We start from the raw sequence: 24490 nt of genomic DNA on the forward strand, positions 1-24490 counted from the left end.
TCAACGGTGCCGGCCTGGCCATGGGTACCATGGACATCGTCAACCTGCATGGCGGCAAGCCAGCCAACTTCCTCGACGTTGGCGGTGGTGCTACCAAAGAGCGCGTTACCGAAGCGTTCAAGATCATTCTGTCCGACAGCAATGTCGCGGCCGTTCTGGTCAACATCTTCGGCGGCATCGTTCGCTGCGACATGATTGCCGAAGGCATCATCGGTGCAGTGAAAGAAGTCGGCGTGAAAGTTCCGGTCGTCGTTCGCCTTGAAGGCAACAACGCCGAACTGGGCGCAAAAGTACTGGCAGAAAGCGGTTTGAACATCATTGCGGCAACCAGCCTGACCGACGCTGCTCAACAAGTTGTCAAAGCTGCGGAGGGCAAGTAATGAGCGTCCTGATCAATAAAGACACCAAAGTCATCTGCCAGGGCTTCACCGGCTCGCAAGGTACTTTCCACTCCGAACAGGCCATCGCCTACGGCACCAAGATGGTCGGCGGCGTAACCCCAGGCAAGGGTGGCAGCACCCACCTGGGCCTGCCGGTGTTCAACACCGTCAAGGAAGCCGTGGAAGCTACCGGCGCTGACGCTTCGGTCATCTACGTACCGGCTCCGTTCTGCAAGGACTCGATCCTGGAAGCGGCCTTCGGCGGCATCAAGCTGATCGTCTGCATCACCGAAGGCATTCCTACCCTGGACATGCTGGATGCCAAGGTCAAGTGCGACGAGCTGGGCGTGACCCTGATCGGCCCTAACTGCCCAGGTGTCATCACCCCGGGCGAGTGCAAGATCGGCATCATGCCAGGCCACATCCACTTGCCAGGCAAGGTCGGTATCGTTTCGCGTTCCGGCACCCTGACCTACGAAGCTGTGAAGCAGACCACCGACGCCGGCTTCGGCCAGTCGACCTGCGTCGGCATCGGCGGTGACCCGATCCCGGGCTCCAACTTCATCGACATCCTGAAGCTGTTCCAGGAAGACCCGAAGACCGAAGCGATCGTCATGATCGGCGAGATCGGCGGTTCGGCTGAAGAAGAAGCTGCGGCCTACATCAAGGCCCACGTCACCAAGCCTGTGGTTTCCTATATCGCTGGTGTTACCGCACCTGCGGGCAAGCGCATGGGCCACGCCGGCGCCATCATCTCCGGCGGCAAGGGCACTGCGGACGAGAAGTTCGCCGCCCTGCAGGACGCGGGTGTGAAGACCGTGCGTTCCCTGGCTGACATCGGCAAGGCCCTGGCCGAGCTGACTGGCTGGGAAGCCAAGAAGTAATACTGCTACACCCCCCACGCGCACAGAGGCCACCTTCGGGTGGCCTCTGTCGTTTTTGGGTTCGTGAAATTCAGCACCGGCCCCTTCGCGGGTAAACCCGCGCCCACAGGTAGCGTACAGTCCTTTAGGTTTGTGATTTCCCTGTGGGAGCGGGTTTACCTGCGAAGAGGCCGGTGCAGACAACATGGAATTTTCGATTGCCTGGATAGGAATTTTCATACAGACGAATGTTTCAATCCGAGGATAATTCCCACTGTTGACGGTCGCGCAGACGACAAACATGTACGCACATCGGACAAGCAGCACTGTGCCAGTGCGTTTGACTGACAAAACAGTTACATTACGTGTTCACTCTGTGCCCGTACCCCAAAAGGGAACGACACGCTAAACGGGTCTGGCCTATCAAGCCGGGCAGCATTTCCCCTCATCCAATGGGAAATCCCCTCTCGAATCCCGATTTCAGCAGTGTGGTACTACCTTAAATGAAAGTTCTCAAAGGCCAGGATATCCTGGCGCTTGGCTTTATGACGTTTGCGCTTTTCGTAGGCGCTGGCAACATCATCTTCCCGCCTATCGTCGGTCTGCAGTCTGGCCCGCACGTGTGGATGGCCGCCCTCGGCTTCCTGGTTACCGCGGTGGGCCTGCCGGTCATCACCGTGGTCGCCCTGGCCAAGGTCGGCGGTGGCATGGATGCCCTGAGCAGCCCGATCGGCAAGTTCTTCGGCGGCTTGCTGGCAGCCGTGTGCTACCTGTCGGTCGGCCCCCTGTTTGCCACCCCGCGTACCGCGACCGTGTCGTTCGAAGTAGGTGTGGCCCCGCTGACCGGTGAAAGCCCGCTGGCGTTGTTCATCTACAGCCTGGTGTACTTTATCGTGGTGCTGGCAGTGTCCATGTATCCGGGCAAACTGCTCGATACCGTGGGCCGCTTCCTGGCACCGTTGAAGATCATCGCCCTGGCCGTATTGGGTATTGCAGCTTTTGCGCTGCCAGCCGGGACCATTGGTGAAGCGCAGCCTGCCTACGCCGCCGCCGCGTTCTCCAAAGGCTTTTCCGACGGTTACCTGACCATGGATACCCTGGGTGCCTTGGTGTTCGGCATCGTCATCGTCAACGCCATTCGCTCGCGCGGTGTCGAGTCGCCGAAGCTGATTACCCGCTACGCCATCATCGCCGGCCTGATCGCCGGTGTCGGCCTGGCCCTGGTGTACATCAGCCTGTTCCGCCTGGGCGCCACCAGCCACGATATCGCGGCGGACGCTACCAACGGTGCGGCGGTCCTGCATGCCTACGTGCAGCATACCTTCGGCTCGCTGGGCAGTGGCTTCCTGGCCGTGCTGATCGCGCTGGCCTGCCTGGTGACTGCGGTTGGCCTGACCTGCGCCTGCGCCGAGTACTTCAGCCAGATCCTGCCGCTGTCGTACCGCGCACTGGTGGTGATCCTTGCCGGCTTCTCGCTGCTGATCTCCAACCTGGGCCTGACCAAGCTGATCATGTTCTCGATCCCGGTGCTCACCGCCATCTACCCACCGTGCATCGTGGTGGTCGGCCTGAGCTTCGTGAAGGACCTGTGGAACTCGCCGACCCGCATCCTGGCCCCGGTAATGCTGGTATCGCTGGTGTTTGGCATGGTCGACGCGATCAAGGGCAGCAGCATTGCCCATGTGCTGCCGGACTTCCTGGCGCACCTGCCATTGAGCGATGCGGGCATGGCCTGGCTGGTGCCTTCGGTGGTGACCCTGGTGGGTGCCGTCGCCTGCGACCGCATGCTCGGCAAGCCGCGCGAGGCGCTGGCCTGATAGGCGAAGCCTGAGGGCGGCACCGGCCACAAGCCGAAAGGTGCGCGCCAAGGGTGGAAGCTTGAAAGCCCCGTATCCGAGAGGATGCGGGGCTTTTTCTTTGCCTGTGCAGATATCTGCCAGAAGGTGTGCCTTTTGCCGCTTGCCAGCGTCGAAACCCGGTCCCTATCCTCTAGGCACCTGGCCCATTCGGGAACACTGCATGAACTTCATCCAAAGCAACCTCAACAACCTGTTGGCCATCGCCTGGTTTGCCCTGTGCTGGGGCGGGTACACCCGCTATGCCATCTGGAAGGGCCGCGACACCGCCTGCCTGGCCAGCGTGCTGCACCTGTACCGGGAAGACTGGATGCGCCGCATGTTGCTGCGCGACAACCGCATCGCCGATGCCAGCGTGATCGGCAACCTGGAGCGCAACGCCTCGTTCTTCGCCTCCAGTACCCTGATCATCCTGGCCGGCATACTCACCGTGCTGGGTGCCTCGGACCGGGCACTGTCGCTGCTGGCCGACCTGCCGCTAGTCCAGCAGGCGTCCCAGGGCATGTCGGAGATCAAGCTGCTGTGCCTGGCCACGGTGTTCGTCTATGCCTTCTTCACCTTCAGCTGGTGCATGCGCCAGTACAACTTCGCCGCAGTACTGGTAGGCTCGGCACCGATGGTCGGCGAGCGCCTGGTCAACGAGCTGGAGCGCAAGGCGTTCGCTTCACGCGCGGCGCGGGTACTGTCGCTGGCTGCCAACCAGTTCAACCTGGGCCTGCGCTCGTATTACTTCGGCATGGCCATGTTGAGCTGGTTCATCAGCCCGTGGTTGTTCATGGCCATGAGTGTCGGGGTAGTGCTGATCCTGTACCGCCGCGAGTTCCATTCGGATGTGCTCGATGTGATGGTGTTCACACCCACGGAAAGTGTGCCTGGCGAGCCTGCCAGGGAAACTAGTGCGGCGGGCAACTGAAACGTTTAATCCTCAAGTTTCAGGCACAAAAAAACCCGACAGCGTCGGGTTTTTTTGTTTCAGCCAATTACTGCTTGGCGGGTTCGGCCGGCGTAACTGGGGCAGCCGGAGTAGCCGGAGCGGCTTCTTCGGCAGCCTTCTGCTCGGCTTCGGCCTGATCTTTGGCAGCTTCGGCGTTTTCCTTGGCGGCGTCGTTCATCTTATCCTGAGCTTCACCCATTTTCTCCTGGGCTTGTTCAGCATGTTCTTGTGCGTCCTGGGCTTTGTCTTCGCTCGCTTTATCGCAAGCGGCCAGGCCCATGGCAGCAGCCAGCATCAGAGCAAAAGCAAAAGGTTTACGCATGGGGGTGTTTCTCCTTGGTGGAATAAGTTGACTTGAACCTTCGAGTACAACTACGCGGAAGAAGTTCAACGGAGATTACAGATATATAACGCCCCGTTCCAGATAGACTTTTTACTCAATCCATGCCGCTGCGGCAGTTCAGGTGGATACAGCGAATGAGCGATTCAACCTTGATGGCCATGGCCGAGCGTTTTCTCTCGGCATTGAAACATTGCCAGTTGTTGCAGATGCGTGTGGTACACGCCGATGCGCAGGGCATCACCCTCATCCTGCCCTGGTCGCCGGCCATCGTCGGCAACCCGCAAACCGGCGCTGTGCATGGCGGCGCCCTGACCACGCTGATGGACACCACCTGCGGCATGGCCACGCTGTGTGTGCTGCCGCGCTTCGAGGTGTGCCCGACGCTGGACCTGCGTATCGACTACATGCACCCGGCGCAGGCCGGCAAGGCAATCTACGGCCATGCCCAGTGCTACCGGGTGACCCGTGATGTGATCTTTACCCGTGGCACCGCCTACCAGGACGACCCTGACCAGCCGATTTGCCAGGTGGTCGGTACATTCATGCGGCTGGGCCAGGAGGTCAAGGGCGGCATCCGCTTTGGCAACAACCTGAAGGAGGGTGGGGCATGATTCCGCACGCGGTTCGCCAGCAGCTCAACGCCGCCCATGCCCAGGGGGATTACCGGCCGCTACTGGCGCTGATCCCCTACGCAGGCCTGATCGGCATCGAATGCGAGCGCCAGGGCGAGGACCTGCTGTTTCGCCTGCCGGCCAACCCGGACAACATCGGCAACCCGCTGCTGCCCGCCATTCACGGCGGCGTGATCGCCGGCTTCATGGAGCTGTCGGCGGCGCTGTACCTGCTGATCTACAGCGACAGCGCAAGCATTCCGAAGATCATCGATTTTTCCATCGACTACCTGCGGGCCGGGCATTTTCGGGATACCTACGCACAGTGCCAGCTGTGGCGCCAGGGTCGACGGGTGACCAACGTGGCCATCACCGCCTGGCAAGGTGACAGGCAATCGCCGATCGCCACGGCGCGCGCGCATTTCAAGATTGAACCGGAAAAGCCCTTGAAATCATCCGGGCTGCCCCCATCTGCATGACATCCGCCTTTAACGCAGGCCGAACCGGCCGCCAGGCGCCCACTGCCATCAGATCGGAGTTTTGAAGACCATGAGTGTGGATACTCAAAAAGAAACGCTGGGCTTCCAGACCGAGGTAAAGCAGCTGCTGCACCTCATGATCCATTCGCTGTATTCGAACAAGGAGATCTTCCTGCGTGAGTTGATCTCCAACGCCTCCGATGCCGTGGACAAACTGCGCTTCGAAGCGCTGGCCAAGCCCGAGCTGCTCGAGGGCGGCGATGAACTGAAGATTCGCGTGAGCTTCGACAAGGACGCCGGTACCGTCACCCTCGAGGACAACGGCATCGGCATGAGCCGCGAAGACGTCATTGCTCACCTGGGTACCATCGCCAAGTCCGGCACTGCCGACTTCATGAAGAACCTCACCGGTGACCAGAAGAAGGACTCGCACCTGATCGGTCAGTTCGGCGTGGGCTTCTACTCCGCGTTCATCGTTGCCGACAAGGTCGATGTGTACAGCCGTCGCGCCGGCCAGCCGGCCGCCGAAGGCGTGCACTGGTCGTCGAAAGGCGAGGGGGAGTTCGATGTGGCCACCATCGACAAGCCACAGCGCGGTACCCGCATTGTCCTGCACCTGAAGAAGGACGAGCTGGAGTTCGCCGATGGCTGGCGCCTGCGCAACGTGGTCAAGAAGTACTCCGATCACATCGCCTTGCCGATTCAGCTGCCGAAAGAGCAAGCTGCAGCCGAAGGTGAAGAACAGCCAGCCGAAGAGTGGGAAACCGTCAACCGCGCCAGCGCCCTGTGGACCCGTCCGCGTACCGAGATCAAGGACGAGGAATACCAGGAGTTCTACAAGCACATCGGCCATGACTTCGAAAACCCGCTGGCCTGGAGCCACAACAAGGTCGAAGGCAAGCTGGAATACAATTCGCTGCTGTACGTGCCGGCCCGCGCGCCGTTCGATCTGTACCAGCGCGAAGCACCGCGCGGCCTGAAACTGTACGTGCAGCGTGTGTTCATCATGGACCAGGCCGAGTCGTTCCTGCCGCTGTACCTGCGCTTCATCAAGGGTGTGGTCGACTCCAACGACCTGTCGCTGAACGTGTCGCGTGAAATCCTGCAGAAAGACCCGATCATCGATTCGATGAAGACCGCGCTGACCAAGCGCGTGCTGGACATGCTGGAGAAGCTGGCGAAGAACGAACCCGAGCAGTACAAGGGCTTCTGGAAAAACTTTGGTCAGGTGCTGAAAGAAGGCCCGGCCGAAGACTTTGCCAACAAGGAAAAAATCGCCGGCCTGCTGCGCTTCGCCTCCACCCAGGACGAGAGCGGCGAGCAAAGTGTCTCCCTGGCCGACTACCTGGCCCGCGCCAAGGAAGGACAGGACAAGATCTATTACCTGACCGGCGAGTCCTACGCGCAGGTCAAGAACAGCCCGCACCTGGAAGTCTTCCGCAAGAAAGGCATCGAAGTGCTGCTGCTGACCGACCGCATCGACGAGTGGCTGATGAGCTACCTCAACGAGTTCGACGGCAAGGCGTTTGTCGACGTCGCCCGCGGCGACCTGGACCTGGGCAACCTGGATTCGGAAGAAGACAAGAAGGCCCAGGAAGAAGTCGCCAAGGACAAGGAAGGCCTGGTCGAGCGCCTGAAAGGTGCGCTGGGTGACAGCGTGGCCGAAGTGCGTGTATCGCACCGCCTGACTGATTCGCCGGCGATCCTGGCCATTGGCGAGCAGGACCTGGGCCTGCAGATGCGTCAGATCCTCGAAGCCAGCGGGCAGAAGGTGCCCGAGTCCAAGCCGATCTTCGAATTCAACCCGGGTCACCCGCTGATCGAGAAGCTGGACAACGAACAGAGCGAGGACCGCTTTGCCGAGTTGTCGCACATCCTGTTCGATCAGGCGGCCCTGGCGGCCGGTGACAGCCTGAAAGACCCGGCGGCCTACGTTCGTCGCCTGAACAAGCTGCTGGTCGAGCTGTCTGCTTGAGTTGATGCACAGGAAAGCCCGCTTCGGCGGGCTTTTTTCATGGCAGGCTTTTTAAGAACAGTGCCAAAGGAGTGCTTGATGAGCAAAGTAATCGTCGAATCGCTGGTCTACCATCTGTCCGGCAAGACCTACGAAAGCCGCTTGGTCCATGAGCCGGGGGCGCTGGGCCGGCCGGGGCTGGTGATGGCGCCGAACTGGATGGGTATCGGCGAGGGGGCCGAGCGCATCGCCAAGGAAGTGGCCGAGAAGGGCTATGTGGTGCTGATTGCTGACTTGTACGGGCAAGGTGTGCGTCCGTCCAATGCCGACGAGGCCGGCGCGGCAATGATGCCGCTGAAGAACGACCGTGGTGAGTTGCGCAAGCGCATGCAAGAGGCCCTGGCGCAGCTGTTGGGGCAGTCGAAGGCGCTGCTGGAGCCTGGCAAGGTTGGCACGTTCGGTTTCTGCTTCGGTGGCTGCTGCGCCCTGGAGCTGGCGCGTACCGGGGCTGACCTGCGGGCGGCGGTGTCGTTCCATGGCACCCTGGACACGCCGAACGCAGAAGATGCCAGGCGCATCAAGGGCTCGGTGCTGGTGCTGCATGGTGCTTCCGATCCACTGGTGCCGAAAGAGCAGTTGCCAGCGTTCGAAGACGAGATGAATGCGGCCAAGGTCGACTGGCAGCTGCTGAGCTACGGCGGGGCAGTGCACTCGTTTACCGACCCGAATGCCAATGTGCCGGGCAAGATGCAGTATGACCGCCGTACTTCGGAGCGGGCGTTCCGCTCGATGCACAACCTGCTCAGCGAAGTTTTCCAGCGCTGATACCGCAGGGGCCGCTGTGCGGCCCATCGCCGGCAAGCGCGGCTCCCACAACGTGGCATGAGCTGTATCTGTGGGAGCTGGCTTGTCGTGGCGACGAACCGCGGCGATGGGCTGCAAAGCAGCCCCAAAATCACCTAGGCAACTCGATCCTCGAAGTTTCCCCCGGCACCACTGGCCAATCCCCGGCAGCCCACCTGGCCCTGGCTTGCTCGATCAGTTCCGGGTCACTGGCGACAAAATTCCAGTTCATCCGCCGCGGCCCATCCAGCGGGTCCCCGCCAATCAGTACCAACTGGCACTCTTCCTCGGCATACAGCGTCACCCATTCACCCTCTGGCAGGACCACCAGGCTGTACGCCTCGACCTGTTCGCCATCCATGAACAGCTCACCGTCGAGCAGATACAGCGCCCGCTGTACATGTTCGCCAGGTACTACCAGCGTAGTGGCCGGCTGCATCGTCACATGCGCATAAAGGGTAGGGGAGAGCACCGGCACCGGTGATTCCAGGCAGAACCCGCTGCCTGCAATCATGCAGATACGCACGCCCAGGCTATCACTGAACGGCAAGCTCGCCGCTGGATGATGGCTGTAGCTCGGTTCGCCCTGTTCCAGCGCCTGTGGCGAGGCCAGCCACACCTGCAGCCCGTGCAAGCGTGAGCCATGGCTCAGGGCGTCCGCAGGCGTGCGCTCGACATGCGCCACACCTTTACCAGCGGTCATCCAGCTCACATCCCCAGGCAGCACGCGCTGCTCCGAGCCGAGGCTGTCTTTGTGCAGGATTGCGCCTTCGAACAAGTAAGTCAGCGTTGACAGGCCAATATGCGGGTGCTGGCGGATGTCCATGCCGTGCCCCGGGGGATAGTCGGTTTCGAGCATATGGTCGAAAAACACGAATGGGCCGACGCTGCGGCACTGGGCCGATGGCAGCGGGCGCAGGATCGGCTGGCCCTCGACCGACTCGGCACGTGGGCGGATGACCAGAGGGCTGCTCATGGGAAGGGCTCCAGGCGAGGTGGAATGCCCCTAGCATAGCGGTTCGCAGGCGTTGGCTGAACCGTCTGGTTGGCCGGCCGGTCTACTCTTTCCATACCCGGTAAAAGGAAGCTGCCCCATGATAGCCAGAGCGCTGGCCTGCGTGCTGTTGTCCGGCTGGCTGTGCCAGGCGGCACAGGCGCGCGACTACCGCTACAGTGATGCCCACCTGCACTATGTCGACTTCTTCCAGGAAAGCGAGGGGATGCCGGCGCTTGTCAAGGCCATGGATGCGGCAGGTATCGACCAGTCGATGATTTCCGGTATCCCGGTGGCCAAGAAGTGGCATGAGGACGAGCCCAAGCGCCCGCGCTATTACGCCGGTGACGACGCCGATGCCTACTGGTACAGCGCAACCGACACCTACGTGGCGGCGGCCGTGCTGAAATTGCCGGACGAGCAGCGTCGGCGTTTTCATCCGTTCCTGACCGGTTTCAATCCGGTGGACAAGAACGCCGTCAGCCACATCGAACGCATGCTCGATATGTACCCGGGCCTGTGGCAAGGCATTGGCGAGGTATTCACCCGTCACGACGACCTCACGGCACTGACCAGTGGTGACACGCCGCGCGCCAACAACGAAGCCATGACGCGCATCTATCACCTGGCGGCCGAGCGCGATCTGCCGGTGCTGCTGCATTCCAACATCACCTCCAAGCGCGAGCGCAACCCGTTGTACCTGGCGGAGCTCGAAGAACCACTGCGCAATCACCCGCATACGCGGTTCATCTGGGCGCATGCCGGCAGCAGCATGGAGATCCACCGGCACCAGACGCAGATGGACTTTCTGCTGCCGGTGCTGACGCGGTTGCTGGACGATTACCCGAACCTGTATGTCGACCTGTCGTGGAGTGTGCTGGAGCCTTATCTGCTGGACGACAAGGGGGTACCGCGCAAGGAATGGCTGGCCTTGGTCGAGAAGCACCCGGAACGGTTCATGCTGGGGTCGGATGTGGTCGGGCGGTTTGGCAGCCTGGGGGAGCAACTGCACGGGTTCGGGCCGTTTCTGGATGCATTGCCGGAGGCGGTGGCAAACAAGGTGGCCCGGGAGAATTTTCTGTCTATTCTGCCCAGGCATAAATGATGGTTGCCGGCGATAGGGCCGGTACAGGCTGCAAAAACAAAAACGCCCCGAACCAGTCGGGGCGTTTTCAATTACTGCAGCGAGGCCTTACTTGCCTTCCCAGCGCTTGAGCACCAGGGTGGCGTTGGTGCCGCCAAAGCCGAAGCTATTGCTCATGACCGTGTCGATCTTGGCGTTTTCCTCGGTTTTGCGCAGGATCGGCAGGTCGGCGACCTCCGGGTCCAGTTCGTCGATGTTGGCGGAGCCGGCGATGAAGTTGTTTTCCATCATCAGCAGGCAGTAGATTGCCTCGTGTACACCAGCGGCGCCCAGCGAGTGGCCCGACAGGCTCTTGGTCGAGCTGATTTTCGGGGCCTTGTCGCCGAACACGGCGCGAACACCCTTGATCTCGGCAACGTCACCGACCGGAGTCGAAGTGCCGTGGGTGTTCAGGTAGTCGATCGGGGTGTCGACGGTGGACAGTGCCTGCTGCATGCAGCGGATGGCACCTTCGCCGCTCGGGGCAACCATGTCGTAGCCGTCGGAAGTGGCACCATAACCGACGATTTCGGCGTAGATTTTCGCGCCACGGGCCAACGCGTGTTCGAGCTCCTCGACCACCACCATGCCACCACCGCCAGCGATGACGAAGCCATCACGGTCGGCGTCATAGGCGCGCGAAGCCAGTTCCGGGGTTTCGTTGCGCTTGGTCGACAGGGCGCCCATGGCATCGAACAGGAATGACTGGCTCCAGTGCTCTTCTTCACCGCCACCGGCGAAGACGATGTCCTGCTTGCCCCACTGGATCTGCTCCAGGGCGGTGCCGATGCAGTGTGCCGAAGTGGCGCAGGCCGACGAGATCGAGTAGTTGAGGCCCTTGATCTTGAACGGGGTCGCCAGGCACGCCGAAACGGTGCTGCCCATGGTGCGGGTGACGCGGTACGGGCCGACGCGCTTGACGCCTTTCTCACGCAGGGTGTCCAGCGCTTCCATCTGGTTCAGGGTCGAGGCGCCGCCGGAGCCCGCCACCAGGCCGGTACGCGGGTTGGAAACCTGCTCTTCGGTCAGGCCGGCGTCCTTGATCGCGTCCTGCATGGCCAGGTAGGCGTAGGCAGCGGCGTGGCCGACGAAGCGGTAGACCTTGCGGTCGATCAGTTCTTCGAGGTTGAGGTCGATGGACCCGGAAACCTGGCTACGCAGCCCCATTTCCTTGTATTCCGGGTTGTAACGGATACCCGGACGGCTGTTGCGCAGGTTTTCGGTGACGGTAGCTTTGTCATTGCCCAGGCACGATACGATGCCCAGACCAGTGATAACGACGCGGCGCATGCGAATAACCCTTAGAAATTGTCAGTGGAGGTGAACACGCCGACCCGCAGGGCTTCGGCAGTGTAGATCTCGCGGCCGTCAACGCTGACGGAGCCATCGGCGATGGCCATGTTCAGCTTGCCTTTGAGGACGCGCTTGATGTGAATGTTGTAGGTGACTTTCTTGGCAGTAGGCAATACCTGGCCAAAGAATTTCACTTCACCCGAACCCAGGGCACGACCGCGGCCTGGCAGGCCCTGCCAGCCGAGGAAGAAACCGACCAGCTGCCACATGGCGTCGAGGCCCAGGCAGCCCGGCATGACCGGATCGCCTTCGAAGTGGCAGGCAAAGAACCACAGGTCCGGATTGATATCCAGCTCGGCGACCAATTCACCTTTGCCGTACTTGCCGCCTTCTTCGCTGATATGGGTGATGCGATCGACCATCAGCATGTTCGGCGCGGGCAGTTGCGCATTACCTGGGCCGAACAGCTCACCGCGACTGCAGCGCAGCAGGTCTTCCCGAGTAAAGGCGTGTTGTTTGGTCATGCGAGCTCCTCAATAACCCCCTGTGGCAGGGGATGAATCTTCCCGGCCGGCCCGAAAAGCGATGACTTCGGGGCGGCAGCCTACAGGTAGACTATTGCGTTGTGGTGAAAGTCACAGCGCACCTGGCGAAAGAAGTACAGGTGTGCACTGAAACGTCTATTTTCAGGTCCGATGAAGGTCCTGTCCAGTGTTTAAGACTGCCGCACTTTAGCATTTATCGCCAGTCGCGGTTGTCTGACCGGGTAGCCAGCGCTGCAGCACGCGCTGCAGTTCGCTGCGGCGCAACGGTTTGGTCAGGTAGTCATCCATGCCGGCGGCCATGCAACGCTCGCGGTCGCCCTGCAAGGCGTTGGCGGTCAGGGCGATGATCGGCAGGCGGGCGCCGTTGGGCAGCTGGCGGATGCGCCGGGTGGCCTCATAGCCATCCAGGTGCGGGAGGCGGCAGTCCATCAGCACGGCGGCAAAGCGCTGCTGGCTGACCCGTTCGACTGCCTCCAGGCCGTCTTCGGCGGTGCAAACCGTAACGCCAAGGCTGCGCAACATGGCTTCGATGACGCTCTGGTTGACCGGATTGTCCTCTACCAGCAGCACTTCATCATTGCCGGCGACCGGCGTGCTGGCAGCCATTGGCAGGGGCCGCTTGCCGGGGGGCGGGCTGGCCACGGCCAGAGGCATCTCCAGGGTGAAGGTAGAGCCCAGGCCTTCCCGGCTTTCACCGCGCAGCTTGCCGCCCATGCGTTCGGCCAGGGTACGGGCGATCGACAGCCCCAGCCCGGTGCCGCCATAGCGTCGGGAAATCGAGCTGTCGGCCTGCTGGAAGGCGACGAACATCATTTCCAGGCGGTCGTTGTCGATGCCGATACCGGTGTCGCGCACACTGCAGGTCAACCAGATCAGCTGCCGGTCCAGCACCTGCCACTGCGCCTCCACCTGCACCTGGCCGCGTTCGGTGAACTTCAGGGCGTTGGCCACCAGGTTGAGCAGGATCTGGCGGATCCGCGTAGGGTCGCCGTTCACCTGCAATTGCTCGATGCCGGCCGGCAATTGCAGGTGCAAGCCGAGGCCGCGCTGCTGGGCGCTGTGCTGGAACGACTGGACGCTGCTGGTGATCAGCTCGGCCAGGTTGAAGTCGATATGCTCCAGTTGCAGCGCGGCGCGTTCGATGCGGGAGAAATCGAGGATGTCGTTGATGACCTTCAGCAAATGCCCGGTGGATTCACTGGCCACTGCGGTGTAGTCGGCCTGTTCGCTGCTCAACGAGGTGGTTTCCAGCAACTGCAGCATGCCCAGCACACCATTCATCGGCGTGCGCAGCTCGTGGCTCATCATGGCCAGGAAGTCCGATTTGGCCCGGTTGGCCTGCTCGGCCTCTTCACGGGCCTGGATCAGCTCGGCAATGGCCTGCTTCTGTTCGTCACTGGCCTGCTCCAGGGCCTGCGCCAGGTTGTTGATGTGGCGCGCCAGGTGGCCCAGCTCGCTGTCATCGACCACCGGCAAGGGGGTGTTGTACTCGCCTTGCTGAATCGCCTTGACCGCATGGCCCATGTCGCTGATCGGCTTGGCCAGGCTCAGGGCCAGGCGGCGCGCCAGCAAAAAGGTGAACAGCAGGGCGAACAGCGCCAGGATGCCGGCCTTGATCACGATTTCCTGCTGCCGCTGGCTGAAGGCGTCATCGGACATGCCGACGATCACCCGCCCCAGGTAGTCGTCACCAATGGCCGGGGTGGTAGCCTTGCCCTGTTGCAGGAAGTCGTTGTCCAGGCGGATCTGCTGCAGGCGAATGGGCGCCTGGAACACTTCGACCTGTTGCGCGCGGTTGGCGCTTTCGTCGGACTGCTCGACGTACACCAGGATGTGGTTACGGCTGTCCTGTACCTCCAGAAAACGCACGTGGGGAATGCTGAGGGTGGCACGCATCAGCCCTTCGAGCACTTCGTTGTTGCCCGAGATCACCCCGTATTCCGACGCCGGTGCCAGCTGGTTGGCAATCAGTTGCCCGGTGTGGTTGAGCTCCTGACGCAGGTCCTGGATGCGCACGAAGGTGAAAAAGCTGATCAGCAGCAAGGTCAGCAGCAGGGCCGGGCCGAGGCTGATGATCTGGGTGCGGGTATGAATGTCCCAGCTCAGGCGCTTGCTCATGGGGTGGGTTCTCCTTCGGCCAGGGCCTCGGCGGCGGCGTTCGGATCGATCGGTTCAAGGCCCAGGGCGCGGGCAACCTGCTGGTTGCCACTGACGCCGTAGCGCGCAGGGTAGAGGCTGCGCGGCCAGTGCGCGGGTGGCTGGTCGAGCAACTGGTCGAGCACCGCCAGCCAGTCGTCCTGGTCGCTGTAGGTGCTGGCCAGGGCACCGGCGCGGACAAAACCCGCGTTTGGGCCGATCAGCGCCATTTGTCGGCCATAGCTGCTCAGCAGCAGGTTCTTTGCGGTCTTGGAGTTGTACAGGGCCGGGTCGTCCAGGCCCAGCAGCACGTCGCTACTGGCCAAAAGCTGCTGCAGCGGCCGGCTGTCACGCGCGTCGGGCCAGTCCTGGGCCACGATCTCCAGGCCCAGCGGGCGGGCGGCATGGCGCAGTTCGTCGAGCAGAAAACCGCTGTGTTCACCGTACAGCACACCAATGCGCTGGGCCTGCGGCAGCAGGTAGCGTGCCAGGCGCAATTGCCGGCCCAGCGGCGCGTCGCTCCACAGCAGGGTGACGAACGCGGGGCGCGACTTTCCCAGGCGTTGTTCAGCCTGTACCCGGCTGATCCGCATGGCCAGGGCCGGTGGGCCGGCGCTCTCGCCCAGGCGCCACTCCAGCGCGGCGCTGTCCAGCAGGATCAGGCGCTGGTCGGTTTTCAGCTTGCCCGGGCGCGGCAGCTCGGCGGTGGTCTGGAAACGCACATGATCGTGCGGGCGACGGCTTTCCAGCGCGGCGACGAAGCTGCGAATGCCTGGCTGGTCTTCGCCGCCTACCAGCAGAATTTCGCTGGCGGACAACGGCCCCAACGGCCACAGGCAGAGCAGCAACAGACGCAGCAGCAGGGCCATCAGAACTCCAGCTCGGCGCTGACGCTCAGCCGGTGACGGCTGTCGTAGCGGTTCTGGATCGCCGTGGTCGGCTGGTCGTCCAGGCGCTGCTGCCACAGCGCCGCCAGTTCCAGGTTGCTGCCATACACGCGCAGGCGCTTGGCCAGGCGCAGGTCGATGCGTTCGTAGCGGTACTGGTTGAGCGCATCGTCGCCATAGTAGAACAGCGCGCTCGACCAGCCGTCGCCCCATTCGCGCAGCCACCCGGCCGAGCCGCTGTTGCGGGCACTGAGGCGGCGGTCGTCGGGGTTGCTGGCCCAGGCATCGACGTAGGCGTAGGTCAGGCGCAGGCGGTCGCGCAGGGTCGGGCGCCAATCCAGTTGCGCTTCACTGCCGCTGAAGCGGGCCTTGTTGGCGTTGCTGGCAATGTACTGGTTGTTCTTCAGCGGCTCGCTGATCATGCCGGTGATCTCGTCGTAGAACAGCTTCACATCCATGCTCAGGTCGATGTCGCTGAAATAGCCGTTGTAGCCGAGTTCACGCGAGCGCATGCGCTCCTGTTCGAGGTCACCAGGGCCGCGGGTCTTGACGAAATATTCGCCGTTCTGCAGACCGAAGGCATTGGGCGAGAGGTTCTTTACCGTGTAGCTCCAGTTGACGTTGTTCTCGAACATGTCCGGCGAGCGTACTGCTTCGGAGTACACCGCGCGCAGGCCGTGGCGCGGGGTGATCAGGTAGTTGATCGCCACGCGCGGGGTGAGCGAGTTGCCCGACAGGCGCGAGTCCTCGAACATGGCGCCGCCCTGCAGGATCCAGTGCTCGTCGGCGCGCCATTCGAGCTGGCCGAACAAGCGCCAGGTCTGGTCATCGAGGCTGCCGTTGAAGTAGGTCTGCGAATCGGCACGATCATAGCGGTAATTCATGCCGCTCAGCAGGCGCAGGCTGTCGGTCAGGCTCAGGGTGTCCTGGATTTCCAGGTCATAGCGGGTTTCGCGGGTGCTCTGGTCGACGTCGCCGCAGACCGGCTGGCTGCCACCGGCCTGCCATTGTTCGCGCACCTTGTTGGACAGGGCGCTGAGCACCGGGTCACTGCTGCTTGGCAGGTCGCCTGCGGCCACGCCGCGCGCGACTTTCTCGGCGAAGTCCGGGTTCATTTGCCAGAGCTGGGTCAGTTCAGGGCTGAACGACTGCAAGGCATCGCAGGCCCGCCACACCTGTTGCCGGTCGAAGTGCTGTGCCGAGCCCTGGATATAAAGGCTGTGTTCGGCACTGAACTCCTTGGTCCAGCGCAACGAGCCGGCGTAGTCCTTGGCGTTGACGTCGGCGTTGTTGCCGGCCTCGTACCTGGCAAATACCGGCTGGTAGGTGTAAGGCCGCTGGTTGCTGCCTTCCTTGGCCGCCAGTTGCCACTCCAGGGTCTGGTCCACCGCCAGGTTGTGGCTGGCGCTGAGGTTGAAGCGGGTCAGCCGGCGGCTGTCGCGGTAGTCCTGACCGAACTGGTCCTGGTCGAAGCCGTCGTCCTGCTGGCCCGACAGCGACAGGCGCATGTCGCCACCGTCCCAGCCGAAGCCGTGACTGGCGTAGAAGTCGTTGATGCCATCCTCGCCGCGGGTCAGCTTCAGCCGCGTGCCATGGCTGTCGGCGGGGTTGCGGGTGAGGATGTTGACCACGGCCATCAGCGCGTTGGCGCCGTAGCTGACTGTGTTGGGGCCGCGGAATACCTCGATGCGCTCGATGTCCTCCATGGCCAGCGGAATATCGCTCCAGTCGACGGTGGCCAGGCCGGCGCGGTACACCGAGCGGCCATCGATCAGCACCTGCATGCGCCGTGCATCGTTGACGTTGCTGCCGTGGTAGTTGACGGTCGGCTGGTTACCGGCGCCGTAGCCGATCATCATGCCCGGCACCAGGCGTAGCAGCTCGGGGATGTCACGGGCACCGCTGGCACGGATCAGCGCGCTGTCGAGCACGGTCATGCTGCCCGGCACTGCTGCCGGGGATTGTTTCAGGCGCGTGGCGGTCAGAACCTGCGGCAGGTCGGTGCTGTCGATGAACAGGTCATCTGCCATGGCCGGGCCACCGAGCAGGGCGGTCAGTATCAGCAGGCGCGGGTAAGGGGGCGTGCCAGGGAACACGGAGCGGCCTTGTATCAGGAGTGAAACAGGCATGGTAACTGACCTTGGCGCATTTGCCAGTGATCAGCCTTACCTGTTTGGGCCCTTTCGTGCTGCTGAAGGTGGCGCGGTCCCTGTGGGAGCGGGTTTACCCGCGAAAGGGCCGGCACTGACACTGGTTCTGTAGCAGGCGAGCCGTATAATGGCGGCGTCGCCACTTAATTTTTGGCTTTAACGGATTGAATATGACTGAACAGCAACCTGTTGCAGTTCTGGGAGGCGGCAGCTTCGGCACCGCCGTGGCGAACCTGCTGGCGCAGAACGGTGTGCCGGTGCGCCAATGGATGCGCGACCCGGAGCAGGCCGAGGCCATGCGCGTCAATCGTGAAAACCCGCGCTACCTCAAGGGTATCCGCCTGCACGACGGCGTCGAGCCGGTCAACGACCTGTTGGCCACCCTGCAGGCCTGCGAGCTGGTGTTCGTTGCCCTGCCATCGAGCGCCTTGCGCAGCGTGCTGGCACCGCATGCCGAGCTGCTGCGTGGCAAGGGCCTGGTCAGCCTGACCAAGGGTATCGAAGCGCAAAGCTTCAAGCTGATGAGCCAGATACTCGAAGAAATCGCCCCCGAGGCCCGCATCGGTGTGCTGTCCGGACCCAACCTGGCCCGCGAGATCGCCGAGCACGCGCTGACTGCCACGGTGGTTGCAAGCGAAGACGACAGACTCTGCGAGCAGGTGCAAAGCGTACTGCACGGGCATACGTTCCGCGTCTATGCCAGTGGCGACCGCTTCGGTGTCGAGCTGGGCGGGGCGCTGAAGAACGTCTACGCCATCATCGCCGGCATGGCGGTGGCCCTGGGCATGGGCGAGAACACCAAGAGCATGCTGATTACCCGTGCCCTGGCCGAAATGACCCGCTTCGCTGTCAGCCAGGGCGCAAACCCCATGACCTTCCTCGGCCTGGCCGGTGTCGGTGACCTGATCGTCACCTGCTCCTCGCCCAAGAGCCGCAACTACCAGGTTGGCTACGCGCTGGGGCAGGGCCACAGCCTGGAAGAGGCGGTCAACCGCTTGGGCGAAGTGGCGGAAGGCGTCAACACCCTGAAGGTGCTGAAGGCCAAGGCCCAGGAAGCGCAGGTGTACATGCCGCTGGTCGCGGGCCTGCATGCCATCCTGTTCGAAGGCCGGACGCTGAACCAGGTGATCGAGCACCTGATGCGTGCCGAGCCCAAGACCGATGTCGATTTCATTTCCATCAGCGGCTTCAACTGAGCCGAACAGAGCAAGGAGCGGTACATGAACGATACCCCGGAACGCGCCCAGCGCGAGTCGATCATCCTGCGGGTGCTGTGGATGCTGGTGTTCCTGGTGGTCTGGCAACTGGCCGAGCTGCTGCTGGCTGGCCTGGTGCTGGTGCAGCTGATCTACCGCCTGGTATACGGCGCCCCTAGCGCCAGCTTGATGAATTTCGGTGACAGCCTCAGCCAGTACCTGGCGCAGATCGGCCGCTTTGGCAGCTTCCACACCGACCAGAAGCCCTGGCCGTTTGCCGACTGGCCGACCCCGCGGCCCCCTGAAGGCGAGGCCCCGCATGCCGTGGCCCCGGCCCCACACCCGGTACGTGACGAGGAGCCCAAGCTGTGAAGCTGTGGGTGCTGCGCCATGGTGAAGCGGAGCCGCGCGCCAATACCGATGCCGAGCGCCGCCTGACCGCCCATGGTCGCGAGCAGGTGCTGCGCAGCGCTGCCCGCCTGCTGGGGCAGCCGTTGCAGGCCATCATCGCCAGCCCCTACGTACGGGCCCAGCAGACGGCGGCACTGGTGCACGACACCCTCGGTTTCGCCGAGCAAGTGCGCACCGTGCCCTGGCTGACGCCAGAAAGCGATGTGCTGCAAGCGATTGGCGAAATCGAGCGGCTGGGCCTGGAGCATGTACTGCTGGTCAGCCACCAGCCGCTGGTGGGTAACCTGGTCGGGATGTTGGAACAGGGGCACCAGCAGCAGCCTGCAGCCATGAGTACGGCCAGCCTGGCAGAGCTGGAAGGGGAATGGCCGCTGGCTGGGCTGATGACGTTGCTGGCGATCAACTCCCCGGCGTGAAGCCCGGGGCCGCGCAATCAGGAAAGCAACTGGCATTTTTGCCAGTTGCCGCGCTTGCTGCACGGTTGCTACGGTTGGCTCCAGACAAATACGCAGGGAATAGCGAATGCGCGGTCAGATGTGGGAGCTGTTGAGCTCCTTGGACCTGCAACCCACCGTAGACAAGGTGCAACAAGGCGTAGTGCTGGATTTTGCCCATTACAGCCTGTTGCGCGATTCTGCCGATGCCAAGCTCCGTCACCTGATGCACAAGGTCAACGGCAACACCGAGCGGGAACCCACCGTGAGGCTGCAAAGCGAGCAGGACCTGCTCAGGCTTCAGGATGCCTGTCTGCGCGTCTCCCATCTGCTGCAAACCAGTTGCCTGGCCCTGCGTCGCCTGCAGCTGGACCACCAGGATCAGCGCCTGGCCCGCGAAGCGCTGGAGAGCCAACTGGCCTACATGCAAGCCTGCCTGCACCGTTCACTGGACAGTTTCGACCGTTCCTCATGGCCTGATAGCCACCGCCGATGACCTTTCCGGACGTTGCCGAACCGCCCGCCGATACCGACAATGGGCGATCATCCCGGTCCGGACCAGCCGCCATGTCGCAGCAGATCTTCTTCGCCCATGCCAACGGTTTTCCCTCGGCCACCTACGGCAAGCTGTTCGCCGCCCTGGCACCGGACTACCAGGTGCAGCACCTGGCCCAGCACGGGCACGATCCGCGCTTTCCGGTGGACGAAAACTGGCAGAGCCTGGTCGATGAACTGTTGCACCACCTGGCCCGGCAGGAGCAGCCGGTCTGGGGCGTCGGCCATTCGCTGGGCGGTGTGCTGCACCTGCACGCGGCGCTGCGCTGCCCCGAGTACTACCGCGGCGTAGTGATGCTCGACTCACCGGTACTCACCCGCGCCGACCAATGGTTGCTGCGCACGGCCAAGCGCTTCGGTTTCATCGACCGTATCACCCCGGCCGGGCGCACGCTTGGGCGCCGTGACAGCTTCGATGACCGCGACAGTGCCCGGGACTATTTTGCCGGCAAGTCGCTGTTCCGCCATTTTGACCCCGAATGCCTGGATGCCTATGTCGAGCATGGCCTGCAGGCCATGGAGCAGGGGGTGCAGTTGCGCTTCGACCCGGCTACGGAAATCAGCATCTACCGCAGCATCCCGCATACCAGCCCGGCACCGGCCCGGCAGCTGCAGGTACCACTGGCCATGGTGCGCGGCGAGCGCAGCAACGTCATTCGCCGCCACCACACCCTGGCGGTGCGCGGTATGCCCAAGGGCGAGTACCACAGCGTGCCGGGGGGACACATGTTCCCGCTGGAACGCCCAACCGACACCGCCAGCCTGATCAAGGGCCTGTTCGACCGCTGGAGCCAGGCATGAGCGCGCAGGTCGAGGAAGTGCGCCTGAGCCTGGGCCATATCGAACTGGCTGCGCACCTGTTCGGCCCTGAAGACGGGTTGCCGGTAATCGCCTTGCATGGCTGGCTGGACAATGCCAACAGCTTTGCCCGCCTCGCGCCGCAACTGCAGGGTCTGCGCATCGTTGCGCTGGACCTCGCCGGACATGGTTATTCCGAGCACCGACCGCCTGGCGCCGGGTATGCCTTGGCCGACTACGCCCATGATGTTCTGCGGGTGGCCGAGCAGCTGGGCTGGCAACGTTTCGCGCTGCTCGGCCATTCGCTGGGGGCGATCATCGCGGTGCAACTGGCCGGTGCCTTGCCAGACCGGGTCAGCCATCTGGCCTTGATTGACGGGGTCATTCCGCCAACCGGTGCCGAGCAGGATGCCGGCGAGCGGCTGGGCATGGCGCTGCAGGCCCAGCTGCGCCTGGATGGCAAGCGCAAGTCGGTATACGCCACGCTGGAGCAGGGCGTGCAGGCGCGCATGAAAGGCATGGTCGCGGTCAGCCGTGAGGCAGCCGAGCTGCTGGCCCAGCGCGGCCTGATGCCGGTGCCCGGTGGGTACAGCTGGCGCAGTGACAGCCGCCTGACCCTGCCATCGCCGCTGCGCCTGAGTGAGGCCCAGGCCATGGCGTATGTGCGCCGGGTGAGTTGCCCGGCGTGCCTGGTCGTGGCCGCCGACGGTATGCTGGCGCGCCACACCAAGCTGCTGGAGCAGCTACCCTTCGAACAGGTGGAGCTGCCCGGTGGCCACCACCTGCACCTGAACGATGAGCAGGGTGCGGCCCTTGTCGCAGACTGTTTCAATCGTTTCTTTGGCATTCCTTGACTTGCACCGGACAAGTGTCGAGGCTTGGCGGGTTGAACAGGGAGACAACCATGTATCTGCCAGACATCCTGGAGTTTCACTTCGGCGCACCGCGCCGCCTGGGCCGCCAATGAGTGCGCCTGTAGCCATCCGCAATGCCGTCGCCGCCTGCCTGGTATTCGCCAGCCCCGTGCTGTGGGCCGGCAGCCTGCCGGTACCGGCGGACGCCAAAGTGGTCGACCAGCGCCCGGCCGTGGAGCAGGAGCGCGTCTACCCGATGGGCCCGCTGCGCAAGATCAGCGGCCGCCTGCGGATGGAGGACAAGGTCGAGAGCCGCGGCCAGGTCAGCTCGGTAACCTACGAACTGCCGGTCGAGCGTACCGCCCGCGAAGCCTTCACCAGCGCTCGTGAAGCACTGCAGCACGACGGTGGCTACCCGTTGTTCTGGTGCCAGGGCCGTGATTGCGGCGAGGCCAGCCTGTGGGCCAACGATGTGTTTGCCAATGCCCGCCTCAATGGCGGCGACGAGCAGCAGGCGTTCATCCTGCTGCGCCGCTCGGCCGAGCAGGCCGACACCCTGGTCGCGCTGTACAGCGTCACTCGTGGCAACCGCCGCGCCTACCTGCACGTTGAGGAGTTCGTTGCCGCCGGCCCGCTGGGCGAACTGTTGCCGACCGCTGCCACGGTGCTGCGCGAAATGCGCGATACCGGCAAGCTCGACTACCCTGACCTGGCGGCGCCGCAAGACACCTGGGTAAACCTGCTGGCCCGCAGCCTCAATCTCGACAGCACCCTGCGTGCCAGCCTCAGTGGCGCTCAGGCGGAATCCTGGCGCGAGGCGCTGGTCAAGGCGGGTGTACGCAACGGCCGCCTCGAAGTCGGCAGCGCGCCCACCGAAGGCCTGCACCTTGAACTGATCCGTTGAACGAGCGCCAACATGGTTAACAACGACCGCCTGCTGATCCAGATCCTGCTGCTGGCGTTGCTGGGTGCCGGCCTGTGGGTCATGGCTCCGTTCATTTCGGCGCTGTTGTGGGGGGCCATCCTGGCCTTTGCCAGCTGGCCATTGATGCGTTTGCTGACGCGCGTGCTGGGCGGCCGCGAGACCCTGGCGGCCAGCGTGCTGACCATTGCCTGGATCCTGATCGTGGCCCTGCCGCTGGTGTGGCTGGGCTTCAACCTGGCCGATCACATACGCGACGCCACCGCGTTCGTGCGTGACGTGCAGGTGGACGGCCTGCCCGATGCCCCCGCCTGGCTGGGCAGCATTCCGTTCGTAGGTGAGCGGCTGGTCAGCTGGTGGCAATCGCTGGACCAGCAGGGCGCCGCCTTGCTGGCTTCGGTCAAGCCGTACCTGGGACAGGTGGGCAACTGGCTGCTGGCGCGCAGTGCGCAGATCGGCAGCGGCGTGCTGGAGCTCACCCTCAGCCTGGTGTTCGTGTTCTTCTTCTACCGCGATGGGCCACGCCTGGCGGCGTTCGTGCTGCGCCTGCTGCAGCGCCTGATGGGTGACCGCGCCGAGTACTACCTGGAACTGGTGGCCGGCACTGTGCAGCGGGTGGTCAACGGGGTGATTGGTACTGCAGCCGCCCAGGGCCTGCTGGCAATGATCGGCTTCCTGATCGCCGGCGTACCTGGTGCCATCGTGCTGGGCCTGGTGACCTTCATGCTCAGCCTGATCCCCATGGGCCCGCCGCTGGCCTGGATACCGGCCACTGGCTGGCTGGTGTGGAAGGGCGAGTATGGCATGGCGGTGTTCCTCGGTATCTGGGGCACGTTCGTCATCAGTGGGGTAGACAACGTGCTCAAGCCGTACCTGATCAGCCGGGGCGGCAACCTGCCGTTGGTGATCGTGTTGCTGGGGGTGTTCGGCGGTTTGCTGGCGTTTGGCTTCATCGGCCTGTTCATCGGGCCGACCCTGTTGGCGGTGGGTTACAGCCTGTTGCTGGACTGGAGCCGTAACGCCGTGCAGCAGCCGCCTCAGCGGTAGCCTGTCCCGGTCTCTTCGCGGGTAAACCCGCTCCCACCGGAATCTCTCAGGCCTGAACCCATGAGGTCCCGGTAGGTGCGGGCTTACCCGCGAAGAGGCCGGCACTGACACCCCCAAAGCCCACATTTTTACGCTTTCTTTATTCCTCTCCCCACCACCCGATCTCGCTCCTTTACGCCCCTCCCTCGGACAATCTCCCCAAAGCGGCCCAAGCCGCACCACGGGGAGAACTACTCATGAACATGCTCGAAGGGCTGTCACTGCTGCTGGCAGTGGCCTTGGCGTTTTATCTGCTGGCGGCGCTGCTGCGCGCCGATCGCAGCTAGGAGCGGCCATGCACAGTCACGATTACGCCTTGCTCCTGGCATTTTTCGCCATCGTGCTGCTCCCGGCACCCTGGCTTGGGCGGTTCTACTTCAAGGTCATGGAAGGCCAGCGCACCTGGCTGTCGCCGCTGCTGGGCCCGGTCGAGCAGGGCTGCTACCGGCTTGCGGGAGTAAACGCCAGCCAGGAGCAGAACTGGCGCCAGTACACCCTTGCCTTGGTAGCGTTCAACCTGGCCGGGTTCCTGCTGTTGTTCGCCGTATTGCTATTGCAGGGCTACCTGCCGCTCAACCCGCAGCATTTGCCCGGCCAGGAATGGTCGCTGGCGTTCAATACTGCCGTGAGCTTCATCACCAATACCAACTGGCAGGCCTACAGCGGTGAGGCATCAGTCAGCTACCTCAGCCAGATGCTCGGCCTGACCGTGCAGAACTTCGTCAGCGCCGCAACCGGCCTGGCCGTGCTGGTTGCCCTGTGTCGCGGTATTGCCCGGCGCAGTGCCAACACCCTTGGCAACTTCTGGGTCGACATGACCCGCGCCACCCTCTACGGCTTGCT

Annotated in this window: 25 protein-coding genes and 1 pseudogene; 19 read left to right on the top strand and 7 right to left on the bottom strand. The window is 63.2% G+C overall.

Annotated features, from left to right (window positions below; genetic code table 11):
- The 4 genes and pseudogenes from sucC to HP547_RS10485 form a co-directional block, all read left to right on the top strand.
- Positions 1-380 (top strand): annotated as a pseudogene (sucC, locus tag HP547_RS10470) (succinate--CoA ligase subunit beta); the annotation flags it as partial.
- Positions 380-1264 (top strand): succinate--CoA ligase subunit alpha, encoded by an 885-nt coding sequence (sucD, locus tag HP547_RS10475; protein WP_172230032.1) that lies wholly within the window; start codon positions 380-382, stop codon positions 1262-1264. The pseudogene sucC and the gene sucD, both read left to right, overlap by 1 nt.
- 482 nt (positions 1265-1746) lie before the next feature.
- A complete protein-coding gene (gene brnQ / locus HP547_RS10480; protein WP_172230035.1) occupies positions 1747-3060 on the top strand; it encodes a branched-chain amino acid transport system II carrier protein in 1314 nt (437 codons plus the stop codon).
- A 202-nt stretch (positions 3061-3262) separates the two neighbouring features.
- Positions 3263-4012 carry a DUF599 domain-containing protein gene (locus HP547_RS10485; RefSeq protein WP_172226311.1) on the top strand — a complete coding sequence of 250 codons (750 nt, stop codon included), beginning with the start codon at positions 3263-3265 and terminating at the stop codon, positions 4010-4012.
- A gap of 67 nt (positions 4013-4079) precedes the next feature.
- On the opposite strand, the gene HP547_RS10490 is transcribed toward HP547_RS10485, so the two are convergent.
- On the bottom strand, positions 4080-4355 hold the full coding sequence (locus HP547_RS10490; protein ID WP_172226308.1) for a hypothetical protein: 276 nt from the start codon (positions 4353-4355) through the stop codon (positions 4080-4082).
- Positions 4356-4510: 155 nt separating this feature from the next.
- Between HP547_RS10490 and HP547_RS10495 the strand changes: the two genes are divergently transcribed.
- The 4 genes from HP547_RS10495 to HP547_RS10510 all read left to right on the top strand — a co-directional run bounded on the left by HP547_RS10495 (position 4511) and on the right by HP547_RS10510 (position 8245).
- Positions 4511-4987, top strand: a complete 477-nt coding sequence (locus HP547_RS10495; protein WP_172226305.1) for a PaaI family thioesterase — start codon at positions 4511-4513, stop codon at positions 4985-4987.
- A complete protein-coding gene (locus tag HP547_RS10500; RefSeq protein WP_172286245.1) occupies positions 4984-5466 on the top strand; it encodes a PaaI family thioesterase in 483 nt (160 codons plus the stop codon). Before HP547_RS10495 ends, HP547_RS10500 begins: the two co-directional genes overlap by 4 nt.
- A 70-nt stretch (positions 5467-5536) precedes the next feature.
- A complete protein-coding gene (gene htpG / locus HP547_RS10505) occupies positions 5537-7441 on the top strand; it encodes a molecular chaperone HtpG (protein ID WP_172286246.1) in 1905 nt (634 codons plus the stop codon).
- A gap of 78 nt (positions 7442-7519) precedes the next feature.
- Positions 7520-8245 (top strand): dienelactone hydrolase family protein, encoded by a 726-nt coding sequence (locus HP547_RS10510; protein WP_172286247.1) that lies wholly within the window; start codon positions 7520-7522, stop codon positions 8243-8245.
- 130 nt (positions 8246-8375) lie between these two features.
- Here HP547_RS10510 and HP547_RS10515 read toward each other — a convergent pair whose 3' ends face one another.
- A complete protein-coding gene (locus tag HP547_RS10515; RefSeq protein ID WP_172286248.1) occupies positions 8376-9239 on the bottom strand; it encodes a pirin family protein in 864 nt (287 codons plus the stop codon).
- A gap of 118 nt (positions 9240-9357) precedes the next feature.
- Here HP547_RS10515 and HP547_RS10520 point away from each other — a divergent pair, with 118 nt between their 5' ends.
- The gene (locus tag HP547_RS10520) at positions 9358-10362 is read left to right on the top strand and encodes an amidohydrolase family protein (protein ID WP_172286249.1); all 1005 of its coding nucleotides are present in this window, start codon (positions 9358-9360) and stop codon (positions 10360-10362) included.
- A gap of 87 nt (positions 10363-10449) precedes the next feature.
- Here HP547_RS10520 and fabB read toward each other — a convergent pair whose 3' ends face one another.
- The 5 genes from fabB to HP547_RS10545 all read right to left on the bottom strand — a co-directional run bounded on the left by fabB (position 10450) and on the right by HP547_RS10545 (position 17370).
- Complete coding sequence (gene fabB, locus HP547_RS10525; protein ID WP_172226272.1) at positions 10450-11670, bottom strand: beta-ketoacyl-ACP synthase I; 1221 nt, start codon at positions 11668-11670, stop codon at positions 10450-10452.
- A gap of 11 nt (positions 11671-11681) precedes the next feature.
- Entirely contained in the window at positions 11682-12197 is a 516-nt protein-coding gene (gene fabA / locus HP547_RS10530; RefSeq protein ID WP_027592861.1) for a 3-hydroxyacyl-[acyl-carrier-protein] dehydratase FabA, read from the bottom strand.
- A 207-nt stretch (positions 12198-12404) separates the two neighbouring features.
- A complete protein-coding gene (locus HP547_RS10535) occupies positions 12405-14336 on the bottom strand; it encodes an ATP-binding protein (RefSeq protein WP_172226269.1) in 1932 nt (643 codons plus the stop codon).
- On the bottom strand, positions 14333-15223 hold the full coding sequence (locus HP547_RS10540) for an ABC transporter substrate-binding protein (RefSeq protein WP_172286250.1): 891 nt from the start codon (positions 15221-15223) through the stop codon (positions 14333-14335). The genes HP547_RS10535 and HP547_RS10540 overlap by 4 nt, the downstream gene beginning before the upstream one ends.
- A complete protein-coding gene (locus tag HP547_RS10545) occupies positions 15223-17370 on the bottom strand; it encodes a TonB-dependent siderophore receptor (RefSeq protein WP_172226263.1) in 2148 nt (715 codons plus the stop codon). Before HP547_RS10545 ends, HP547_RS10540 begins: the two co-directional genes overlap by 1 nt.
- A gap of 191 nt (positions 17371-17561) precedes the next feature.
- Between HP547_RS10545 and HP547_RS10550 the strand changes: the two genes are divergently transcribed.
- The 10 genes from HP547_RS10550 to HP547_RS10595 form a co-directional block, all read left to right on the top strand.
- Entirely contained in the window at positions 17562-18587 is a 1026-nt protein-coding gene (locus HP547_RS10550; RefSeq protein WP_172286251.1) for an NAD(P)H-dependent glycerol-3-phosphate dehydrogenase, read from the top strand.
- A 24-nt stretch (positions 18588-18611) separates the two neighbouring features.
- Positions 18612-18959 carry a DUF4389 domain-containing protein gene (locus tag HP547_RS10555; protein WP_172224100.1) on the top strand — a complete coding sequence of 116 codons (348 nt, stop codon included), beginning with the start codon at positions 18612-18614 and terminating at the stop codon, positions 18957-18959.
- Positions 18956-19414 carry a phosphohistidine phosphatase SixA gene (gene sixA / locus HP547_RS10560; RefSeq protein ID WP_172224097.1) on the top strand — a complete coding sequence of 153 codons (459 nt, stop codon included), beginning with the start codon at positions 18956-18958 and terminating at the stop codon, positions 19412-19414. The genes HP547_RS10555 and sixA overlap by 4 nt, the downstream gene beginning before the upstream one ends.
- A 106-nt stretch (positions 19415-19520) precedes the next feature.
- Complete coding sequence (locus tag HP547_RS10565; RefSeq protein WP_256676310.1) at positions 19521-19928, top strand: hypothetical protein; 408 nt, start codon at positions 19521-19523, stop codon at positions 19926-19928.
- Positions 19929-19999: 71 nt separating this feature from the next.
- On the top strand, positions 20000-20788 hold the full coding sequence (locus tag HP547_RS10570; RefSeq protein WP_172224093.1) for an alpha/beta fold hydrolase: 789 nt from the start codon (positions 20000-20002) through the stop codon (positions 20786-20788).
- Complete coding sequence (locus HP547_RS10575; RefSeq protein WP_172224090.1) at positions 20785-21639, top strand: alpha/beta hydrolase; 855 nt, start codon at positions 20785-20787, stop codon at positions 21637-21639. Before HP547_RS10570 ends, HP547_RS10575 begins: the two co-directional genes overlap by 4 nt.
- A gap of 109 nt (positions 21640-21748) precedes the next feature.
- Positions 21749-22543 carry a DUF4892 domain-containing protein gene (locus HP547_RS10580; RefSeq protein ID WP_172224087.1) on the top strand — a complete coding sequence of 265 codons (795 nt, stop codon included), beginning with the start codon at positions 21749-21751 and terminating at the stop codon, positions 22541-22543.
- A 12-nt stretch (positions 22544-22555) separates the two neighbouring features.
- On the top strand, positions 22556-23608 hold the full coding sequence (locus HP547_RS10585) for an AI-2E family transporter (RefSeq protein ID WP_172224084.1): 1053 nt from the start codon (positions 22556-22558) through the stop codon (positions 23606-23608).
- 236 nt (positions 23609-23844) lie between these two features.
- Positions 23845-23934 (top strand): K(+)-transporting ATPase subunit F, encoded by a 90-nt coding sequence (gene kdpF / locus HP547_RS10590; RefSeq protein WP_172224081.1) that lies wholly within the window; start codon positions 23845-23847, stop codon positions 23932-23934.
- 8 nt (positions 23935-23942) lie between these two features.
- The coding region (locus tag HP547_RS10595; RefSeq protein ID WP_172286252.1) for a potassium-transporting ATPase subunit KdpA at positions 23943-24490 on the top strand (548 nt) is incomplete at its 3' end.

The sequence above is a fragment of the Pseudomonas sp. CM27 genome (assembly GCF_013179515.1).
In the GTDB taxonomy this organism is placed as follows: domain Bacteria; phylum Pseudomonadota; class Gammaproteobacteria; order Pseudomonadales; family Pseudomonadaceae; genus Aquipseudomonas.

Bases quoted from the DNA above. Each gene is read 5' to 3' on its own strand.
- sucD (WP_172230032.1), top strand. From the start codon at position 380: ATGAGCGTCCTGATCAATAAAGACACCAAAGTCATCTGCCAGGGCTTC.
- brnQ (WP_172230035.1), top strand. From the start codon at position 1,747: ATGAAAGTTCTCAAAGGCCAGGATATCCTGGCGCTTGGCTTTATGACG.
- HP547_RS10485 (WP_172226311.1), top strand. From the start codon at position 3,263: ATGAACTTCATCCAAAGCAACCTCAACAACCTGTTGGCCATCGCCTGG.
- HP547_RS10490 (WP_172226308.1), bottom strand. From the start codon at position 4,355: ATGCGTAAACCTTTTGCTTTTGCTCTGATGCTGGCTGCTGCCATGGGC.
- HP547_RS10495 (WP_172226305.1), top strand. From the start codon at position 4,511: ATGAGCGATTCAACCTTGATGGCCATGGCCGAGCGTTTTCTCTCGGCA.
- HP547_RS10500 (WP_172286245.1), top strand. From the start codon at position 4,984: ATGATTCCGCACGCGGTTCGCCAGCAGCTCAACGCCGCCCATGCCCAG.
- htpG (WP_172286246.1), top strand. From the start codon at position 5,537: ATGAGTGTGGATACTCAAAAAGAAACGCTGGGCTTCCAGACCGAGGTA.
- HP547_RS10510 (WP_172286247.1), top strand. From the start codon at position 7,520: ATGAGCAAAGTAATCGTCGAATCGCTGGTCTACCATCTGTCCGGCAAG.
- HP547_RS10515 (WP_172286248.1), bottom strand. From the start codon at position 9,239: ATGAGCAGCCCTCTGGTCATCCGCCCACGTGCCGAGTCGGTCGAGGGC.
- HP547_RS10520 (WP_172286249.1), top strand. From the start codon at position 9,358: ATGATAGCCAGAGCGCTGGCCTGCGTGCTGTTGTCCGGCTGGCTGTGC.
- fabB (WP_172226272.1), bottom strand. From the start codon at position 11,670: ATGCGCCGCGTCGTTATCACTGGTCTGGGCATCGTATCGTGCCTGGGC.
- fabA (WP_027592861.1), bottom strand. From the start codon at position 12,197: ATGACCAAACAACACGCCTTTACTCGGGAAGACCTGCTGCGCTGCAGT.
- HP547_RS10535 (WP_172226269.1), bottom strand. From the start codon at position 14,336: ATGAGCAAGCGCCTGAGCTGGGACATTCATACCCGCACCCAGATCATC.
- HP547_RS10540 (WP_172286250.1), bottom strand. From the start codon at position 15,223: ATGGCCCTGCTGCTGCGTCTGTTGCTGCTCTGCCTGTGGCCGTTGGGG.
- HP547_RS10545 (WP_172226263.1), bottom strand. From the start codon at position 17,370: ATGCCTGTTTCACTCCTGATACAAGGCCGCTCCGTGTTCCCTGGCACG.
- HP547_RS10550 (WP_172286251.1), top strand. From the start codon at position 17,562: ATGACTGAACAGCAACCTGTTGCAGTTCTGGGAGGCGGCAGCTTCGGC.
- HP547_RS10555 (WP_172224100.1), top strand. From the start codon at position 18,612: ATGAACGATACCCCGGAACGCGCCCAGCGCGAGTCGATCATCCTGCGG.
- HP547_RS10565 (WP_256676310.1), top strand. From the start codon at position 19,521: ATGCGCGGTCAGATGTGGGAGCTGTTGAGCTCCTTGGACCTGCAACCC.
- HP547_RS10570 (WP_172224093.1), top strand. From the start codon at position 20,000: ATGTCGCAGCAGATCTTCTTCGCCCATGCCAACGGTTTTCCCTCGGCC.
- HP547_RS10575 (WP_172224090.1), top strand. From the start codon at position 20,785: ATGAGCGCGCAGGTCGAGGAAGTGCGCCTGAGCCTGGGCCATATCGAA.
- HP547_RS10580 (WP_172224087.1), top strand. From the start codon at position 21,749: ATGAGTGCGCCTGTAGCCATCCGCAATGCCGTCGCCGCCTGCCTGGTA.
- HP547_RS10585 (WP_172224084.1), top strand. From the start codon at position 22,556: ATGGTTAACAACGACCGCCTGCTGATCCAGATCCTGCTGCTGGCGTTG.
- kdpF (WP_172224081.1), top strand. From the start codon at position 23,845: ATGAACATGCTCGAAGGGCTGTCACTGCTGCTGGCAGTGGCCTTGGCG.